The sequence below is a fragment of the Thalassospira sp. SM2505 genome (genome assembly GCF_054901115.1).
Genome location: NZ_CM142731.1, coordinates 932,126 through 951,968 on the forward strand (window position 1 = coordinate 932,126; position 19,843 = coordinate 951,968).

Genomic DNA, 19,843 nt, shown 5'->3' on the forward strand with positions numbered 1-19,843 from the left:
CGGTGTTACGACATACGAGCAGCAAAAAAGGCGGGCCATCTGGTCCGCCTTTTAAATTTGTTCATCAAGGATCACGTGGTTGCCGCGTTTCCCGGCAAGTTTAGAGCAGGATGTTCAGATATGTGCCACGCCGCGCATTATGGTCAATCTGGTCTGTGGCGATCAGGTTGCGCAGGCGGGCAAGCTGGGATGCGATGAAGCTTTCAGACGATGGCTGTTCTGCATTTGCCGACACACGACCACCGACACCCGGAGCGCCCTGAGGGCGGGCACGCGCATCATGAAGTCCCGTTTGGGAAGAGCCAGTACCAATTCTGTTGGCGACCATTGTACCGTCCAAATCTAAAGCCGGTCATGACATTAGCATGCAGTACAGGATTTGTCATGTTTGCGAGAGTTGGGGGCTCAGGAGGTGCAGGCACAAAAAGGGGTGGCTTTTGACCACCCCTGGAGGAAGCTAACGAGAGGGAAAAATCACGTTAGGATATTAACTCTGGTGCCGCGATGACCACTGGTCTGAAGCGGCTGATGTTCTGTGACGATGGAACCGATAACCTTGGCCAGACCGGTTGCCTTGTTGATCGCGCCTTCGGCGGCGGCAAATGGCAACGACGGATCGGCTCCGCCATTGGGGGTGATGGCATCATTGACGGCCTGTGCGGCTGCGCCGAGCCCTGAACCTTGTACCGAACCGATCATCTTGACCTCGTCATCCTTTCCAAAAGGGCAGATCGCCCATCGAAGAGAACATCATTAATTCTGTCTGATCTAAAGGTAGGGATTAATTGCGTCCGGAAAAGTGACGGTTGTCACAGCACCAAGGTGCAGGCTGTCCCGGGCACCTGTAACCGTATGTAATGCAAGTGTTTAGATCGAATATCCCCGTAAAGATTTTTTTAACCTTCGGGTGATGATCGGGGTGTCTTCAGGTGTCTGTCGGTTGTGGACTCGGGCATGCCATCCCGAATGCCGGGATATCGGAACATATCCCGGGCGACTGGACGTCTAGCTACGCTGGCGTTCAGAACGCAGCGCAATGGCGTCATGAATGGCTTTTTGCAACTGGGTCGGGCGGAATGGCTTTTTGATAAAGATGTAGTTGCCCAGCAGATTGTCGAGTTCCTTGCGAGACCGTGCGGGATAGCCCGACATGAAGACAACGCTGTATCTGGGATTCGTGCGCAGGGCTTCCATAATCAGCTGGGGACCGGAGCGACCAGACATGACAACATCGGTCAGAATAACGTCAAACGGATCGTCCTGTTCGGCCTTGCCGAGAACTTCAAGCGCCTCTTCCGTGCTTTTTGCCGTTTCAGTTCTGAAACCTGCATCTTCAAGAATGATGCGTGCGGTTGTCCGAAGTGCCTGTTCGTCATCAACGATCAGGATGCGCTCCCCGTTGCCGGGCATACCGGCAGCATCATCGACCAGAAGGGTTGTCTCGACCCCCGGTTCAGAGCGTGGCAGATAAACAGAGAAGGTCGTACCTTCGCCCTCGACGCTTTCGACATTGATGAAGCCGTGGGATTCTTCGACCCAGCTATGAACAATCGAAAGCCCAAGTCCCGTGCCCTTGCCGGGCTCCTTGGTCGAGAAGAAGGGCTCAAAGATATTGCCGATAATGTCATCGGGAATGCCGGTCCCGGTATCCTGAACCGTTATGACAACAAATTCGCCTGCGACGTCTTCGGGATAGCTGTCCTCGTCCTCGTCGGGATTGCGTTCGGCAAAGGGCGGGATATCAACACTGCGCGATGAGATCTGCAATGTGCCACCATCTGGCATTGCATCACGGGCATTGATCGCAAGGTTGAGGATACAGGCAGAAAGCTGAGTCGGATCGACACGGGTATAAAGGTCCGGTTTGTCCGTCCAGATCTGCAATTCGATCCGGTGTTCGAGCAGGGTAAGAAGCAACTTCTCCATTTCCGAGAAGATGTTTTGGACCCGAATATTTGTCGGCTGATCAATCCGGCGGCGTGAAAACATCAAAAGCTGATCAGCGACACTGGTTGCACGTTCGCCCAGTGAAATCACGTGATCGAGATATTCTTTCACCCGTTCCTTGTCATCGATTTTTGCGCGGGCAACTTCGGCAAAGCTCAGGATGCCGGCAAGGCAGTTGTTGAATTCATGGGCAACCCCGCCAGCCATCTGACCCACAGCTTCAAGCTTCTGGGACGTTGCGAGCTGGCGCTGAAGGGCTTGCTGTTCTTCACTCGCGCGATGCTGGGCTGTGATGTTGCTGCCTGTGCCGCGATAGCCATTGAAACGTCCATCAAGCGAAAAGACCGGAACGCCGTTGATGCGTCCATAGTGCTTTTCGCCTTTGCGCGAGGTCCATGAAAATTCGACATTCTGGAATGCCATATGGGCATTAAGTCTGCGTTGCAGGTAATGCCAGCCTTCCGGGTGTTCGGATGTCAGGCCAAGCCGGTCAAATGACTGCCCTTGCGGGGACCCGTTGATTTCTTCGATCAGCTGATAAAACTTGTAGGATGCAAATGCGATCTTGAGGTCCGCACCCATTTCCCAATACCAGTCTGCCGAAGACAGGGTGAAGTCACGGAAGCGTTCTTCGCTGTCGCGCAGTGCATCCTGTGCAATCTGATGTTGCTGGGTACGGCGTTCAAGACTTTCGGCCATGGCATTCAGGCCACGTTCAAGCGTACCGATTTCGTCACGGCCCATCGGTGTCAGGCGTGAGCTCAGCTTACCCAGCTGGATCTTGTTGACGAATTGTGCAGCCGTAATCAGACGTCGCAGAACGGTTTGTTGCGTAAACAGAAAGATCAAAGCCGAGGTCAGCAAAATGCACAGCGCCGAACCGATCAGAAGCACGGATTGCATCTGTCGCTGGCTTGCCTCAAGCCCCTTGGTCGAGACCTTGAGATAGACATACATAAAGGGCTGATTGGCGTTCAGACTGAAAAGCGGTGTGATTGAGACGATGCTGTGACCGTCTCTGTCATCGGTTGTGAACAATGCCGGCTTCGACATATCGGCGCGCAGTTGTTCTGCCGGAAATCCCGGAATAGTCGAAATGGAACTGCCAATCACAAAGGGATCAATGGCATGATAAATCGTGCCGTCAAAGCCGACCGCCATGGCCTGCAGCAAGTGATCACCCAGAAGAAGCTTCATCTGACTGGCATCACTCAGGATCGAGACCTTAAGCTGTTCATCCTGAATCAGGCGGCCGGGCGTACTGATTTGTTCCGCGATGCGGCGATCAATCTCGGCGCCGAAATACTGGATATAATAGCCACCGAACAATCCGAGCAGAATGGTTTCCACGATGACGATCGCGAGTGCGATCTTGAATACCAGGCTGCCGATCAGTCGGTCTAACAGCTTCTTCACGCGTAGTCGTCTCCCCTGACCGAGAACCCGGCCCCGCGCATCCCGTTAGTTTGGCTCAATATAATATTGGCTCGGGTTGGTCGGTGCCGGCGTCGCATAGCTCCAGGCCGCCGGAATGACTTTGGGAACGTTGTGGAAGTTTTTTGCAACCACGCCTTTCCGGTTCGGCGGAAGAGCAATTCCCATAACGTAAAACTGATCTACGCTGATGTCGAGGATGTCACGCATCAGTTGAGTTTGTTTTTGAGCGTTCGCGGTTTCTTTGAGTTGATTATAGAGTGCAAGTTGCCTTTGAACGGTCTCGGGGGGCGTGATGGCATCAGGGCTTTCCGGATTGACGTACCAGTTGGCCCAGCCGGTTGCGAACCAGGAAGAATCCGGGGACATCGGCAGATAGTTAATGGGGATCACCATCGCATCCAGACCACCATCGCCACCCCAGGCGCTTGCCTGATGATCATTGAGTTCGCGCAGAGACACAAACTCTTCACGCGGAAGGTTGCGCGCCCTCACATCTATACCAAGTTCACGCCAATACTGGATCACTGCATCAAGGATTGCAAAACGGTCAGCCCCCTCGGTGTCGATGGTAAATGACAGACGCTTGCCATCCGGTCGCAGCAGGAAGCCGTCCTCATCTTTGTGGCGCAAACCTGTTCGTGCGATGTAGTCCGCAGCAAGGGCCGGGTCATAGTGAATATACTGACGTGCCAGAACTGTGTGATAAAGCGGGCTTTCCGGGCGTGGTGCCGCCTGATGAGGCAGCGCCTCGGGCACAAAGCGCGCAATGATGTCGTCGCGGTCAATGGCATGCGAAAGCGCAATCCGGAAATTCTTGTCCTGGAAGATATTGCGTAATACCGGGTCCTTGTCATTGAGGTTCAAAGACAAGGTCAGGGTGTTCATATCGCTTTCAATCAGCGTGAAAGGCTGCAGGTTCTCATTGGCAGAAAGCACCTCGTCTGCACGCGTGCTGACATGGCGTTCCTGCATATTTACTTTACCCGCAATTGCCGCGTCTCCTGCGGCACTTTTTGACGGAACAAGTGTAAATGATACCTCGTCGATATAGGGGAGCTGACGACCGGTAGGATCAATTTTCCAGTAGTAGGGATTGCGCTTGGCGATCAGGGGATCATCCGTTCCGTACACGCCCGTCAGGACCCAGGCATTTAATGTGGGGACATCCGGATTGAGCCAGCGAGACGGATCGTCAATCGTGCCCGGATTACCAAACACACTGACAAAGCGTTCTTTCCATCCGTCAAAGCCAAGTGCGCGCGCTTCCGCGTCTGCGTTCTGATTGTATTTTGGCAAAAGCGGTTTGAGAAAATGGGCCGGATAGCTTACCGGCTCCACCCCTTCGGGGCGCGCAAGGGCTGTCGGAAACAGGCCATAAGGGGTACTGAAACGAAATGCGACGGTGTTTTCGTCAACTTCGTCAATTTTCACGGCGTTTCCACCGGCTGTCAGCCACTCGGGCACGGCGTTCGGAAAGGCCGGATTCAGCAGGATATCTTCATACCAGAAAATAATGTCTTTGGCAGTGAAGGGGGCACCATCAGACCAGCGCATACCCGGACGCAGACGGAAAAAGAATTCAGTCGCATCACTGCTTGGCTGGAATGAGAGAGCAACATTCGGAATGGTCGAAGTCCATTGCGGTGTCCAGCGCAGAAGGGGCTCATATCCGATATTGCGGATCAGAAGTGCCTGATCGCGCTGGCTTCGCTGGGCCATTTGCCAAGTGCCGCCATAGACGCCAATTTTGTCATTCGGGGTGACAATCATCGGAGTGGTTGGCAGACGATCATTAACGGGGGGAAGCTTGCCCTCGGCAACCCGCTTTGCAAGGGTAGGGGACTCGCCAAATTCGACAGCGCGCGTTTCGGGGAGATTGATGAACAAAGCTCCCAGTGCAGCGATCAAAATGTACGTAAACTGTTTCAAAAAACCCTTAGCCCCCGTGGCGTTGCCTGCCTTTGATCAAAGGTATCGATAAAGCTATTCAAAGGTGGTGAATACCCTGAGTGGATAAGAAGGTAAATACACCAATGCGCTTGATAAACCCCAAAATGACAGAATCTGAACATTCCCCTATGAAGACAATTTACAAGTTTGATTGGTTCTTTTTATTTCTTGCAATGGGTTGTATCGATCCCGGGAAGTTCCCTTGGTCCGAAATGCCGCAGGTTTGAGAGGTTTTCATGCGAAATCGAAAAAACCAGAGGGTCGGTTTCTTTGGTGCCTGTGGTTGAGCCTGTAAGCGCTGTTGTCTTGTCTGAAACATACATATTCTACCAAAGTTTAATTACATCTAAATTAGGTATCTGGCGTTTGCGCCGTGAAATTTCGAGAATGAACGGCTTAATTCCTTAAGCGAGTCGCCATATATCTGATGTAAGGCAGTTTGAACTGATCTGGTAAAAGATGTGCCATGGCACAAAGTGACAAAAAAAATCAGCAGGATCATGGGGCATCTTTTATGAAAGGGCCCAAGCCCCTGGCTCCCATCCCGCGATATGAGCCGGGATCAGATGACGCTTTGCGTGACCGTCTGAATTCAACATCTGCAACGTCTTCTTTTGCTCCGGTCGATATTGATGCCGATGGCATCAATGTTGCCGGGATCGAGGGGATGATTGATCGTAAGAAGGCAAATGTTGCGGCAAAGATTGTCGATACGGATCCCGATCAGGCATTGCGCATCATTCGAAACTGGCTCCTTCAAGAATGATGATGCGCTCGGTGCGTCTCTCAAGATCAAAATCAGTCAGGCCAAAGAACCTTCCTTGTCGCAGGGCTGGTATAATTCCTTGGCATTGAGTGATTTTTTGTCATGCTGAGGGCTCGATGCGTAAAGGGGAGGCGCAAAAAAACCATGACCGATTTTACCAAACTGATCGAAGAACAATTCTGTGCGTTCGATCCGGATTATCTCGCGCAGCAAGAAGCCTTTGCGACAAAGCTTGCGCCGTTGCAGGACAAGCTGATCGAAATTCAGCAGACTGGTAACAGCATGGCGGCATCTGATCAGCAGATGATCGAGTGCAAATGGTATCTGATGTACACCGCCGACTGGGAAACGCTTTCAACCAAGATAGATACCTTTGCGCAATCCCTTGAAAATCCGGATCAGGATTGGGCAGAGCAACAGGTCGCAAGTGATGGTTCCTGGGGTCCCTGTTACGATCAGTGGTTCCTTAAGGTCGATGCGATGATTGATGCGGTCAATACACTGGCCGATGCCGGACAGGCCCCCGAATATCCTTTGACATTTTTGGCACCCATTGGAACGCCGTCCAAGATGGTGGCGTGGCTTGAAGGTCAGAAGACGTCAAAGATCTATGCCGATGGTCTGGACCGGCGTGATGCGCTTGGCGCTGTTACTGCCGCCTTGTCGCAGATGTGTTTCAAAAGCGAAATTCGTGACTATTTTCAAAGCAATGTGAAGGGCTTTGATCTGACACAGGAATATATCGATACCTATAAAAAGTGGCTCGATGACTGGCAGGACAGAGAAAGCGGATATTGGGGGGGATGGTTTGACACCGTTGATCAGGGTGTCCTGAAAAGCAGCGACCTTAGCCTGACCTTCCATAATATTTCCTATCAGCACGGCAAGGTGGATTTGTGGACAGAGATTTTCCAGACCACCCTTGCGATCCGCGATGATGCCTATCCTTTTGGCTGGAAACACAATGGCGATTTCAACAATCACAACAATTACGATGTGACCAAAATTTTCGATCTGGGCTGGTCGAGTGTTGATGCCGATACTCAAAAAGCCGCCTCTGCCGATATCGGTCTGGTTCTGGACTGGTGCCTTACGAAATCCATGACACCCGATGGCGGTTTCATTGATGATCCGACCTTCTATAACTCGGTCGGGGCTGCCTATTATTATGGTGTCTCCTTCCTCGATCAGGCGGGATATTTTGGCACCACAGCACCGTTCTGGATAGACAAACCGTTTCCGGGCGGCCCGGCTCTTTGTTGTAAAATCCAGAAAAACATCAAGGCCGAAGGGCTTGATGATGACGAAGCAAAGGCCGCCATGGAAAAACTGGTCGATGCGTGCGGGAATTGCACCTGAGGCTGGTTGGATAACGGGGCAATTCTGCATATGGGAATGGCGAAACAGCCCCGGCGATCCCCATATATCAAAAGAAGAACAACAACAGTTCACGAGGTTTCGCATGACGGACCGTAAAGATATTGATCTGGCTGCGTTGCGTGCGCGTCTTGAAGAAAGGCGCGCAGATATTCTGGCGCATTCAACCCATTCCGAAGATTACCGAAAGCCGGTTGAACTTGATCAACAGGCGGTCGGGCGGCTGTCGCGAATGGATGCGCTTCAAAACCAGCAAATGCATCTGGAACAGGAACGTCGCCGCGCTGCGGAACTGGACCGGATTGAAAAGACTCTTAAGCGGATGGATGATGACAAATATGGTCATTGTCATAATTGCGGCGAAGATATCGAGAAGAAACGCCTGGAATTTGATCCGACCACGCCGCTTTGCGTGGGTTGTGCCGACCGTGTCAGTCATGTCTGATATCACGCGACATGGCCGAGTTTGCGATGACCGTCATTTTGTTTGAAAACGGGGATGCTGTTTGACGGTTTGCTGTCAAAAGAGCCTTTATTGGCCAGTTTGGGGGCTGATTGTATGTTTGACCATATGGGCAAGCATGTCATCGGCAGGGGCGCAAGGATCTTGTGCGCCTGTCCGCGCACCACAGGCGACACTTGAGTTTAACCACAAGGACCCGATGCTCGACCGGCACCGGTCGGTGCGATGGCTAAACAGTCGTGCCGGAGGTGGTTCTAAATATGTTGTCGCGGGGCTGACGGAATATGAAATGCAGGCATCTTTTGATATGCGCATTGAACCGCGTGAGGTCGGGTTGGGGCGCTATTGTCTTGATCCGGTGCGGGTCAACCCGAAGGTCAATGTCGTCAAGCATCTGGTTTATATCGCATCGGAACTTGAACGCGGATCATGCGAATATAATGCCGTCTACGCCCACGAGGGCGAGCATGTAAAAGTCAATCGCGGTATGGAGGCTGACATCCGTGCTGCGCTTGATGATCTGGTGAATGATGTTGTCGGCAAGGTGGGCGCGATGTTCCCGATGCCTTCCGAAAACGTACAATCGGCGATCAGGCGGCTTCTGTCGGAATATGGTCGGGATTTCAAACGCCGGTTACGCGACATTGACCGCCGTCGTCGCGAAGAGCAACGCCGGATCGATACCCCGGAAGAATATCAAAGACTTTCATTGTCCTGTGGCCCGAATTCGGCATTTCAGACGGTATTGCAGCAGGCTGTTCGGTGATCTGATGGATGATCAAACCTGATTTGCAGAGCCGTCTTCATCCATTCCTGCAACATCTCTTAGCCCGTCCACATCAAGATGGAAGATGTTGCGCGCCTGGAAGTCGAGCAGCTCAATGCGCCGGAAATCAGCAATGATCCGGCTGGCTGTTTCGGTGGTGATGCCAAGCATCGCGCCGATATCTTCGCGTCCGGGCAATTGGCAGTTACCGGTTTCCGAATCATTTAAAAACAGGCAAAGGCGCGCAACACGTTCGCGCGCCGTACCGGTCGACATCTGGGTGAGCCAGTTGTCTGAATCCATGACAGCCTGATGCCAGCGGTTAAGGACCTGTTTATGCAGTCTCGGGCTTTCACTATTGAGTTTTTCAATAACAGCGATCGGAATACGACAAAGACGGCTGTCCTGAATGGCTTCGGCATGATGAGTGAAGCATTCACTGACAATGGCCTCAAGGCCGATGGTGCCCCCCGGACGGACAAGTCGCACCACCCTTTGATTTCCGTCGGGCAGATAATGGACCAGTTTGATCAACCCGCTACGCAGTGTGTAGATCGACTGTGCCAGATCCCCTGCGTTGTATAGGATGTCACGTTTGGCAAGGGCGATATCTTCAACAGGCATGTGGACGAGCTTGAAATCCTCGTCTGTCAGATTGTTGAACAGGGCAAATTTGCGCACACCGCAGTCGCGACAACGGGCAAGGTCGGGTCGGAAAACATGGTTTGCTGTATGGTTCACAAACACCACCCTTTTAAACGGGGTCTGTACTCGGACTGGTTGATGATTGAAAAATATAATCAATCAAAACCAGTCTTAAATGTACCGTATCTCGTTGTGAAATCAATCTAAATTCGACCAGCGTCCAATTGTGCCTGTAAAGTCAAGGACTCAGGGATTGGTATCGAGCGTCACCAGACCTTTTTCGATGGCATAGCGCACAAGACCGGCAGAGCTGTCGATATCAAGCTTGCGCTTGATGTTCCTGCGATGTGTTTCGACAGTGCGGACACTGATATCAAGTTCGCGCGCAACATGCTTGTTGCTCGCTCCCTTGGCAAGAAGGCGCAGAACCGTTCGTTCGCGTGTTGTCAGCGACACACCGTCATTGCTGCTTCCTTCGCCCGCACTGATGCCGTCAAAGGTCGAGCTATAGGCTTCGCCGCCATTGGCGATGGTTTCAATCGCCCGGACCATGTCATTTGACGATACGTCTTTCAGGATAAAGCCCTTGGCACCTGCCTGCTGGGCCGTACGCAGATATTCGGGGTTTTCGTGCATCGAAAGAATGACGACCTTGGCATCGGGCAGGGTTTCACGGAATTTCTCGGCCGCTTCGAGGCCGTTCATTACCGGCATGGAAATATCCATAAGCACGATATCAGGACGAAGTTCGGCCGCGAGTGACAAGGCTTCAACACCGTTGCTGGCTTCGCCAATGATATTGATATGGTCAAAACATTCCAGTCGCGAACGAATTCCGTCCATCACAAGGGCATGATCATCGCATAGCAGAATGCGTAATGGGCGATCCGGGGAATAGATTTGATTGGCACTGTTCATTGATCGAAACTTGGTCCTGTCGCGTAACGGTGATTGCAAGGCCAGATTAACCGGTGATTGATCTCTCGGGTAGACCATTCTGGCTGGATGCCGGAATAAATGCAGTGATTTTGGTTCCGTCATCGGGTTCAGAGCGTACCGAAAGCCCGCCGCCATGGAATTCCATGCGTTCGCGCATGTTGCGCAAGCCGATCCCGGCGCGCGGATCACGGTTACGGATATAGCGATTGGTTTCAAAGCCGACGCCGTTATCGGTAATGCGCATCACCACGCTGGGGCCTTCGCGTTTGATCGATATTTTGATCACGGTTGCGTCGGCATGACGTTCGATATTGGTCAGGGTTTCCTGCAATACACGGTAAAGGGTGGTCTTCTTGGCGATATCAAGCTGGTTGTCGATATTGTCGATTTTAACTTCCATCAGGATACCGGATCGATCCTGAAGCTCTGCGCACATGCTTTCGATGGCCGGTTTCAGACCAAGATCGTCAAGAACCGCCGGACGCAGGTCGCGCGAAATTCGCCGGACTTCGTGAATGGCGTCCTGCAATCGTTTGGCGGCTTTTTCCATCGGTTCGACCGCGTTTTCACGTGCTTGCCCAATGCGTGCGATGGCGGTTTCGACTGAATATTTGACCGATACCAGTATCTGGCTGATGCCGTCATGCAGTTCACGTGATACCCGAAGGCGTTCCTGTTCCTGAACATCAACCACGCGATGGGTCAGTTCCTTGAGCTTGGCATCAGCAAGTTTGCGTTCCGAAAGGGTCACAACCGTGCCTGATATGCCAACCAGAAGGACGGCAAGGATTGTCACGCCAATGATCGAAATCGTGGTTTCACGAATATGGGTGGAAACTTCGGTCTCGATCTCGGTGACCTGTTCGGCAATGTCATCGATATAGATGCCTGTGCCGATCATCCAGTCCCATTTGTCGAGCATCAGGGAATAGGTGATCTTTTCGGTGGGTTCACCAGTCGATGGTTTTTCCCAGACATGGCGCATGAAATCGCCACCCTTTTCAGCGTTGAAAATCAAACCCTGAATGACGCTGTTGCCGTTAATGTCGCGCAAATTCCAATAGGTCCGGCCAACCCGCCAGGGTTGGGGCGGTTCGACAAGTGCCGTTCCATCACGGTCATAAATAAAGAAATAACCATCCTTGCCATAGGACAGGTCTTCGATGATGGCCTTGACCCGTTCCTTGGAAACCGCATCAAGCGGGCTTGCCACCGAATAGATGTGGTCAATCGATGCCATCGCCAGTTCGAGATAACTTTTGAGCTCTTCCTTGCGGGCTTCAAGGATATTGCGTTCAAAGGTTCTGATTTCTGCTTCTGCCAGTCTTTCGGCCTGCGCAAAGACCAGCCATGAGATGGCGGATGCAGCAAGCACCAGCGGCAAAATGGAAAGCAGCAGGAACTTTAGTCGAAGATTCAGCTTCGGCATGGGCGTAACCGTTTCAGGGTTGGGGTCTTTTTCGTGGGGCGGACAATAGCATATCTGTCACAAAAGTCCCCGAAAGATCACGGTTTTTCAGGCCGCATGAGTGTTGTGGCAGTGTTTTTCGTTCCACATGGTGAAAAGCGACTGGTCTTGTTTTTGTTCAATTGGTATTACCAATTTCAGAGATCATGCTTTGACAGGGAGAGGGCAATGCGCATATACCAGAACCGACGCCTGCCCACCGGGCGCCAAAAGCTCTGGATGCATTGCACAAGATCTCAACGTGCAGGCATCTTGTTCCGCCACAAAAGGTATGGCGTTGCAGGCATCCCGCACCGCAGCGCATTCCGGGACCATATCGTGGCGTTTCACTTGGTTTTGGCAGGCGCGCACAGGCACGTTCCTGCCAGGAAAATGTGGTAGGAGCCCGGTGTCAATGACGCGTTCTGCACCTAAGCGTATCCGTAAACTTCTGGTCGCCAACCGTGGCGAGATAGCGATTCGTGTTTTGCGAGCTGCCAACGAGCTTGGCATTCGCACCGTTGCGATCTTCTCGGACGAAGACCGTTTTGCCCTTCACCGTTTCAAGGCTGATGAAAGCTATGCGGTGGGCAAGGGTAACAAACCCATTCGCGCCTATCTCGATATCGAAGACATTCTTCGGGTTGCACGTGACGCCGATGTGGATGCGATCCATCCCGGATACGGCTTCCTGTCGGAAAACCCGGAATTCGCCGATGCCTGTGCCGAGGCCGGGATTCAGTTTATCGGCCCTGATTCCGATGTGATGCGTGTCCTTGGTAACAAGGTTTCTGCGCGTAATCTGGCCGAAAGTGCGGGTGTTCCGGTCATGCCGGCATCAAGCGCCTTGCCCGAAGACATGAAGGAAGTAACCCGGATTGCCGAAAAAATCGGCTATCCGCTGATGCTTAAGGCAAGCTGGGGCGGTGGTGGCCGTGGCATGCGCGTCATCGAAAATGGCAAGGATCTTTCCAATCAGGTCCTTGCCGCGCGGCGCGAAGCCGAAGCCGCCTTTGGCAATGGCGAGGTCTATTTTGAAAAGCTGATCCGTCGCGCCCGCCATGTTGAAGTTCAGCTTCTGGGCGATACGCATGGAACCCTTGTTCATCTGTATGAACGTGATTGCTCGGTTCAGCGCCGTAACCAGAAGGTTGTTGAACGCGCACCCGCGCCATACCTCAATGATGAACAGCGTCAGGAAATCTGTGATGCAGCCATCCGGTTGGGGACGGCTGCCAATTACGTGAATGCCGGGACCGTCGAATTCCTGATGGATGTTGATACATCCAAATTCTATTTCATCGAGGTCAATCCGCGTATTCAGGTCGAACATACTGTGACCGAATGCGTAACCGGTTTTGATCTGGTCAAGGCGCAGATCCTGATTGCGCAGGGCGGACGCATTGGTTTCCCGTCGGAAACCGGCATTCCCTGGCAGGACAAGATCAAGCTGCGTGACCATGCGCTTCAGTGTCGTATCACCACCGAAAACCCGGAAAACAACTTTGTTCCCGATTACGGGATCATCAAGGTTTATCGCGGGGCCAACGGTTTTGGTATTCGTCTTGATGGCGGTACGGCTTATTCCGGTGCTGTGATCACACCGTTCTATGACAGCATGCTCGAAAAGGTCACCGCCTGGGGCAGCACCCCGCGTGAGGCCGTGGATCGCATGGACCGTGCCCTTCGTGAATTCCGTATTCGCGGTGTGGCCACCAACCTTGCCTTCCTTGAAAACCTGATCAATCACCCGAAATTCCGTGCGGGTGAATATACCACGCGCTTCATTGACGAAACGCCCGACCTGTTCAAGTTCGTGCGCCGTCGTGACCGTGCGACCCGACTTCTGCGTTTCATCGGTGAAGTTGCTGTGAACGGCAACCCGGAAGTTGAAGGCCGTATTGTTCCGACCAATCTGCATGATCCGGTGATGCCGAAATCCATCGATCTTGGCGAAATCCGGCCCGGTACCAAGCAAAAGCTTGATCAGCTGGGGGCAGAGGGGTTCTCGCGCTGGATGAAGGATCAGGAACGTGTCCTGATTACCGATACCACCATGCGTGATGCGCATCAGTCACTACTTGCTACGCGTATGCGTACTTACGACATGCTCGAAATTGCGCCCTATTATGCGCATGGTCTGCCGGAACTGTTTTCGCTGGAATGCTGGGGCGGGGCGACGTTTGATGTTGCCATGCGCTTCCTGAAGGAAGACCCGTGGGATCGCTTGGTCAAGCTGCGTGAACGGGTTCCAAACATCCTGACCCAGATGTTGCTGCGCGCATCAAACGCGGTTGGCTATACGAACTATCCCGACAATGCGGTTGATTATTTCGTCAAGCAGGCGGCTGAACATGGCATGGATGTCTTCCGTGTCTTTGACAGCTTGAACTGGGTCGAGAACATGAAAGTCGCCATGGAATCGGTTCTGAAAACCGACAAGCTGTGCGAAGCGACCATCTGTTATACGGGCGATATCTATGACAAGAACCGCCCGAAATATAATCTTGATTACTATGTGAATATGGCGCGCGAGCTTGAAAAATCAGGTGCGCATATTCTGGGTCTTAAGGATATGGCCGGGGTCTTGCGCCCAGCGGCGGCGACCGAACTGATCAAGGCACTTAAGGACACGGTCAATATCCCGATCCATTTCCACACCCATGACACCAGTGGTATTTCGGCTGCAACCGTGATTGCCGCGATTGATGCAGGCGTTGATGCGGTGGATGCGGCGATGGATTCCATGTCGGGTCTGACATCACAGCCCAGCCTTGGTTCGATTGCCAATAACTATATCGGTCAGCCACGCGATCCGGGCCTCAAGACCGAGGCGCTCAAGGAAGTTTCCACCTACTGGGAACAGGTTCGTCGTTACTATGCCGGCTTTGAAAGCGATATCCGCAGCGGTACTTCGGACGTCTATGTCCATGAAATGCCCGGTGGTCAATATACCAACCTGCGTCAGCAGGCCCGTGCATTGGGGATCGAGGATCGCTGGCCCGAAGTGTCGAAGGCCTATGCCGCAGTCAACAAGATGTTCGGCGATGTCGTCAAGGTCACGCCCAGCTCCAAGGTTGTTGGCGATATGGCGCTGATGATGGTGACGTCCGGTTTGTCCGAGGAAGACGTTCTTGATCCTAAAAAGGACATTGCCTTCCCCGATAGCGTGATTTCCTTCTTCCGCGGTGAAATTGGTCAGCCGGTTGGTGGTTTCCCGCCCGCCCTGCAGCGCAAGGTTCTTAAAGGTGCCGAGGCCCTGACGGATCGCCCGGGCAAGTCATTGCCGCCGATCGACTTCGAAGCGACCCGCAAGGAAGTCGAAAAGAAAACACACCGCAATATCAGCGATGCCGAGGTTGCATCCTATGTGATGTATCCCAAGGTGTTCCTTGACTATGCCGAATACCGAAGCCACCACGCCGACGTTTCCATTCTGCCGACCCCGGTCTTTTTCTACGGGATGACCCAGAATCAGGAAATTTCGGTTGATCTGGAAAAGGGCAAAACCCTTGTGATCCGTTATCTGGCGACGTCGGAATTCGGTGACGAGGAAGGCCATCGTACGGTGTTCTTCGAGCTGAACGGCCAGCCGCGGACGGTCAAGGTTGCCGACAAGACACTGGCTGCGTCCGGCAAGGCGCGACCAAAGGCAGAAGATGGCAACAAACTTCACATCGCGGCCCCGATGCCGGGCCTTGTGGTCGAGGTGCATGTTGCCGAAGGCCAGAAGGTCAAGGCCGGGGATGTGATGTGCTCGCTTGAAGCCATGAAAATGGAAACCGCAGTTCATGCGGAAAAGGACGGTGTGGTGGCAAAAATCCACGCACCGGCCGGTACACAGGTCGACAGCAAGGACTTGCTGGTCGAATTGAAGGAGTAAACGACCGATGCTTAGGATGCCTGAGCCGAACCCGAACACACTTGCGCGACGCAAGGACATTATTGCCGCCATGCGCGAAATTGTTCCGGCAACTGGTGGCGTGATCGTCGATGAGGATCAGCTCAGGCCCTATGAATGTGACGGGTTGATGGCCTATCGCCAGTTGCCCATGATTGTGGTCCTGCCCGAGAATACCGGGCAGGTCGCAGCCATTCTGAAATATTGTCATACAAATAAAATTCGCGTTGTTCCGCGGGGTGCCGGTACCGGTTTGTCTGGTGGGGCATTGCCGATGGCGGATGCGATTACCATTAGTATGATGAAATTCAATCGCGTGCTCGAGATCGACTGGGATAACCGCGCGGCTGTGGTGCAGCCCGGCGTGACCAACCTTGGCATCACGCGTGCAGTTGAACATAAAGGGTTCTATTACGCACCCGATCCGTCCAGCCAGATTGCCTGTTCGATTGGCGGAAATATTGCCGAGAATTCAGGTGGTGTGCATTCCCTGAAATACGGCCTTACGACCAATAATGTCCTTGGTCTTGAGATGGTCACGATCGAAGGTGAAATCCTTCGCATCGGTGGCAAGGGCCTTGATCAGAGCGGATATGACCTTTTGGGGATCATCACCGGTTCCGAAGGTCTTTTGGGGATCGTGACCGAAGTGACGGTACGCATCTTGCGCAAACCGGAAACCGCGCGTGCATTGCTTCTGGGCTTTAACAGCAGTGAGGCCGGGGGCAATTGCGTTGCCAAGATCATTGCGGATGGCATCATTCCTGGCGGTCTTGAAATGATGGATGCCCCGGCGATCAAGGCGACCGAGGACTTTGTTCATGCGGGTTACCCGCTTGATGTCGAGGCATTGCTGCTTGTTGAACTTGACGGACCAAAAGTCGAAGTCGATTACCTGATCGAAAAGGTCGGCGCGATCGCCAGGGATTGCGGTGCTGTCTATTCGCGTATTTCCGAAAGCGAGGAAGAACGCCTTCTGTTCTGGTCAGGCCGCAAGAACGCCTTTCCCGCGATTGGCCGTATTTCGCCCGATTATATGTGCATGGACGGCACCATCCCGCGTGCCCGCCTTGCCGAAGTGCTGACCGGTATGCAGGTCCTGTCGCAGCGCCACGGCCTGCGCGTTGCCAATGTTTTCCATGCAGGTGACGGCAATTTGCATCCGCTGATCATGTTTGATGCCAATCAGCCCGGTGAACTGGAACGTGCCGAAGAATTCGGCGCAGATATCCTGAAGCTTTGCGTTGAAGTGGGGGGCGTTTTGTCTGGCGAGCACGGCATTGGTGTCGAGAAGCGCGATCTGATGCCCGAAATGTTCACTGAAGATGACATGAAGCATCAGGAACGTCTGAAACTGGCGTTTGATGAGGATGAGCTTCTGAACCCCGGCAAGGTATTCCCGACCCTGCATGGTTGTGGCGAGCTCAAAACCCTGCATGCGCGTGAAGTTGCAAACAAGTTCCCGGATATTCCGCGCTTCTAGGCCCGGCCGATAAACAACAAGAAAAATCCTGTCACCGGTTCCCGCAGTCCGGTCGGCAAGGATCAAGAGAGGAAGAGAGAGAACCACAATGACGGAAGTCATATCCCCCACCACGCCAGAACAGCTGCGTGATGCCATTGGTTGGGCTGTTGATGCCAAAAAGTCGCTGGAAGTGATCGGATCGGGTAGCAAACGGGCATATGGGCATGCGGTTGCTGCCGACCATGTTCTGGATCTGTCAAAATTGACCGGTGTCCTGTTTTACGAGCCCGAAGAACTGGTGCTTTCTGTCCGTGCAGGAACGTCGCTTGCCGAAATTCAGGCGACCCTGCGCGAAAAGAACCAGCAATTCCACTTTGAGACCGGAAATTTTCCAGCTCTCCTTGCCGATGATGTCGCACAGAATGCCGGGACGATTGGCGGTCTGATCGCAACCAATCTGTCGGGACCGCGCCGGATCAAGGTCGGGGCCGCACGCGATCACCTGTTGGGGTTTGAGGCCGTCAGTGGTCGCGGGGAGGATTTCAAATCCGGCGGACGGGTGATGAAAAACGTCACCGGTTTTGATCTTTCAAAACTTATGTCGGGATCGTTCGGGACACTTGGTGTGATGCATACCATCACCATGAAGGTGATGCCGTGCGACGAGAAAGCCCGGACTGTTCTGATTGCCTGCAATGATCCTGAGCGTGCCGGAATGGCAATGAACCGTGCAATGGGCAGTGAAAACGAAGTCTCGGCGGCGGCATGGGTTGCGGCCGAAGATGTGGCGAGGTTCGGCATTGATGTCGCGTCTGCAATGGGCACCGGCCTTGTTGCACTTCGGGTCGAGGGACCGGCGCCGTCTGTTGCCTGGCGCTGCGAAGCCCTGCGCAAACTGTTGGCCGAATTTGGTGCCAGCGAAGAGTTGCATACGACAAATAGCGCAACGTTCTGGAAGGCGGTTGCGGATGTTGCACCCTATAGCGGTTCGTCAGGTATGCTGTGGCGCGTATCAGGCCCGCCAGCATCCGGTGGTGTTCTTGCCGCAAAGCTTGCCGCCCGGACCGGCGGCAAGGTGATGATGGACTGGGCGGGGGCGCAAATATGGCTGCGTCTGGACGGATCGGATGCGATGGCAGGTACGGTGCGCCAGATTGCCCAATCGGAAAGCGGTCAGGCTGTTCTTGTTCGCGCAACTGCCGATCTGCGTGCAGAGGTGCCGGTTTTCCATCCCGAAGACCCGGCACTGGCGCGGATTAACCGCAAAATTCGGGATAATTTCGATCCCGTCGGTATCCTTAATCCGGGGCGGATGCACCTTAATATTACGGAAGGGGGGCAGGTATAATGCAGACCAATTTTAGCGCCGCCCGTCTTGCGGACCCGATGATTGCCGAAAGCGAGCAGATCCTGCGCAAATGTGTGCATTGCGGGTTCTGTACGGCAACATGCCCGACCTTTGTTACCCTTGGGGATGAACTCGATAGTCCGCGCGGGCGGATCTATCTGATCAAGGATATGCTGGAAAATGACAAACCGGCAACAGATCGGGTGGTCAAACATCTTGATCGTTGCCTGTCCTGTCTTTCCTGCACCAGCACCTGTCCGTCCGGTGTCGATTACATGCATCTGATCGATAATGCGCGGGCCCATATCGAAGAAAACTATCAGCGTCCCCTTGGGGACCGGTTGCTGCGCAAGTTGCTTGCGCTTGTTGTGCCAAACCCGACCCTGTTCCGTCTTTCAATGATCGGGGCGAAGCTTGCGGCACCGTTTGCGGGCCTCATGCCCGGACGTCTCAAGGGCATGGTGAAAATGGGGGCGCGACATATGCCGCCGCCAAGCTGGGTCGACAAGCCACAGATCATCCCGGCCATTGGAACGCGCAAGGGCCGGGTCGCAATCCTGACGGGATGTGCACAGCAGGTCCTTGAAACCGAGATCAACGAATCGACAGTTCGTCTATTGACGCGCCTCGGAATCGAAGTCGTTGTTGCCAAGGGTGCCGGATGCTGCGGGTCGCTTGTGCATCATATGGGCAAGGAAGAGAAATCGCATCATCAGGCCAAGGGCAATATTGATGCCTGGAGTGCGGAAATCGCAGGCGAAGGCCTTGATGCAATTGTGATTACGGCTTCGGGCTGTGGCACGACAGTCAAGGATTACGGTCATATGCTGCGCCTTGATAAGGCCTATGCAGCCAAGGCGGCCAAGGTGTCGGAACTGGCCAAGGACATCACCGAATATCTGGCAGAGCTTGATGTTGATGGTGCTGTGTTTGCCAAGGCATCGCATGGAAGTCCGCGGGTGGCCTATCATTCGGCCTGTTCGATGCAACATGGCCAAAAGATCACGCGTCCGCCGCGCGATCTTTTGAAAAAGGCCGGATATGATGTGGTCGAGATTGCCGAAGGCCATCTTTGCTGCGGTTCTGCTGGTGTTTACAACCTGTTGCAGCCTGAAATCGCGGGCAAGCTTCAGGAACGCAAGCGCGGCAATATCCGTGCAACCCGACCTGATCTGGTCGCGACCGGTAATATCGGATGTATGGTTCAGATCGAAACAGACGATCTGAAAGTCATTCACACCGTCCAGCTTCTTGACTGGGCAGCAGGTGGGCCGGTTCCTGCAAAACTTCAGGACCGTTTTGCGGAAGTTACACCGGCATTATAAAGACCGGCGGTATTCGGGTCCAAAAACAGAAAAGACGACAGGCCAACCTGTCGTCTTTTTATTTTCG

At 53.5% G+C, this 19,843-nt stretch carries 15 protein-coding genes; 8 read left to right on the forward strand and 7 right to left on the reverse strand.

The annotated features are described in order from the left end of the window. Positions 1-100 precede the first annotated feature (100 nt). The 4 genes from ACTU44_RS04175 to ACTU44_RS04190 all read right to left on the reverse strand — a co-directional run bounded on the left by ACTU44_RS04175 (position 101) and on the right by ACTU44_RS04190 (position 5,313). On the reverse strand, positions 101-328 hold the full coding sequence (locus ACTU44_RS04175; protein ID WP_114096747.1) for a hypothetical protein: 228 nt from the start codon (positions 326-328) through the stop codon (positions 101-103). A 146-nt stretch (positions 329-474) separates the two neighbouring features. Then, positions 475-699: a hypothetical protein gene (locus tag ACTU44_RS04180; protein WP_336080058.1), complete on the reverse strand. Its 225-nt coding sequence runs from the start codon at positions 697-699 to the stop codon at positions 475-477. Between the two features lie 306 nt (positions 700-1,005). Beyond that, positions 1,006-3,363: an ATP-binding protein gene (locus ACTU44_RS04185; protein WP_462096758.1), complete on the reverse strand. Its 2,358-nt coding sequence runs from the start codon at positions 3,361-3,363 to the stop codon at positions 1,006-1,008. Between the two features lie 45 nt (positions 3,364-3,408). Further along, a complete protein-coding gene (locus tag ACTU44_RS04190) occupies positions 3,409-5,313 on the reverse strand; it encodes an ABC transporter substrate-binding protein (protein ID WP_114096750.1) in 1,905 nt (634 codons plus the stop codon). 535 nt (positions 5,314-5,848) lie between these two features. Here ACTU44_RS04190 and ACTU44_RS04195 point away from each other — a divergent pair. From ACTU44_RS04195 to ACTU44_RS04210, 4 genes are all read left to right on the forward strand, one after another. Further along, on the forward strand, positions 5,849-6,100 hold the full coding sequence (locus ACTU44_RS04195) for a hypothetical protein (RefSeq protein WP_258548598.1): 252 nt from the start codon (positions 5,849-5,851) through the stop codon (positions 6,098-6,100). A gap of 144 nt (positions 6,101-6,244) precedes the next feature. After that, complete coding sequence (locus ACTU44_RS04200) at positions 6,245-7,459, forward strand: hypothetical protein (RefSeq protein WP_462096759.1); 1,215 nt, start codon at positions 6,245-6,247, stop codon at positions 7,457-7,459. 103 nt (positions 7,460-7,562) lie between these two features. After that, positions 7,563-7,922, forward strand: coding sequence for a TraR/DksA family transcriptional regulator (locus ACTU44_RS04205; RefSeq protein ID WP_336080061.1), 360 nt, complete (start codon positions 7,563-7,565; stop codon positions 7,920-7,922). Between the two features lie 136 nt (positions 7,923-8,058). Further along, entirely contained in the window at positions 8,059-8,706 is a 648-nt protein-coding gene (locus ACTU44_RS04210) for a hypothetical protein (RefSeq protein ID WP_462096760.1), read from the forward strand. 12 nt (positions 8,707-8,718) lie between these two features. On the opposite strand, the gene ACTU44_RS04215 is transcribed toward ACTU44_RS04210, so the two are convergent. The 3 genes from ACTU44_RS04215 to ACTU44_RS04225 form a co-directional block, all read right to left on the reverse strand. Then, positions 8,719-9,447, reverse strand: a complete 729-nt coding sequence (locus tag ACTU44_RS04215; protein WP_462096761.1) for a Crp/Fnr family transcriptional regulator — start codon at positions 9,445-9,447, stop codon at positions 8,719-8,721. Between the two features lie 150 nt (positions 9,448-9,597). Next, positions 9,598-10,269: a response regulator transcription factor gene (locus ACTU44_RS04220; RefSeq protein ID WP_462096762.1), complete on the reverse strand. Its 672-nt coding sequence runs from the start codon at positions 10,267-10,269 to the stop codon at positions 9,598-9,600. Positions 10,270-10,315: 46 nt separating this feature from the next. After that, positions 10,316-11,719: a cache domain-containing protein gene (locus tag ACTU44_RS04225; RefSeq protein WP_114096755.1), complete on the reverse strand. Its 1,404-nt coding sequence runs from the start codon at positions 11,717-11,719 to the stop codon at positions 10,316-10,318. Between the two features lie 433 nt (positions 11,720-12,152). On the opposite strand from ACTU44_RS04225, the gene pyc reads away from it, so the two are divergent. The 4 genes from pyc to glcF all read left to right on the forward strand — a co-directional run bounded on the left by pyc (position 12,153) and on the right by glcF (position 19,776). After that, positions 12,153-15,620 carry a pyruvate carboxylase gene (pyc, locus tag ACTU44_RS04230; protein ID WP_336080063.1) on the forward strand — a complete coding sequence of 1,156 codons (3,468 nt, stop codon included), beginning with the start codon at positions 12,153-12,155 and terminating at the stop codon, positions 15,618-15,620. A gap of 16 nt (positions 15,621-15,636) precedes the next feature. Then, positions 15,637-17,121 carry an FAD-linked oxidase C-terminal domain-containing protein gene (locus ACTU44_RS04235; protein WP_114096758.1) on the forward strand — a complete coding sequence of 495 codons (1,485 nt, stop codon included), beginning with the start codon at positions 15,637-15,639 and terminating at the stop codon, positions 17,119-17,121. Positions 17,122-17,209: 88 nt separating this feature from the next. After that, positions 17,210-18,451: a glycolate oxidase subunit GlcE gene (glcE, locus tag ACTU44_RS04240; RefSeq protein ID WP_462096763.1), complete on the forward strand. Its 1,242-nt coding sequence runs from the start codon at positions 17,210-17,212 to the stop codon at positions 18,449-18,451. Continuing rightward, positions 18,451-19,776, forward strand: coding sequence for a glycolate oxidase subunit GlcF (gene glcF / locus ACTU44_RS04245; RefSeq protein WP_462096764.1), 1,326 nt, complete (start codon positions 18,451-18,453; stop codon positions 19,774-19,776). The genes glcE and glcF overlap by 1 nt, the downstream gene beginning before the upstream one ends. Positions 19,777-19,843 lie beyond the last annotated feature (67 nt).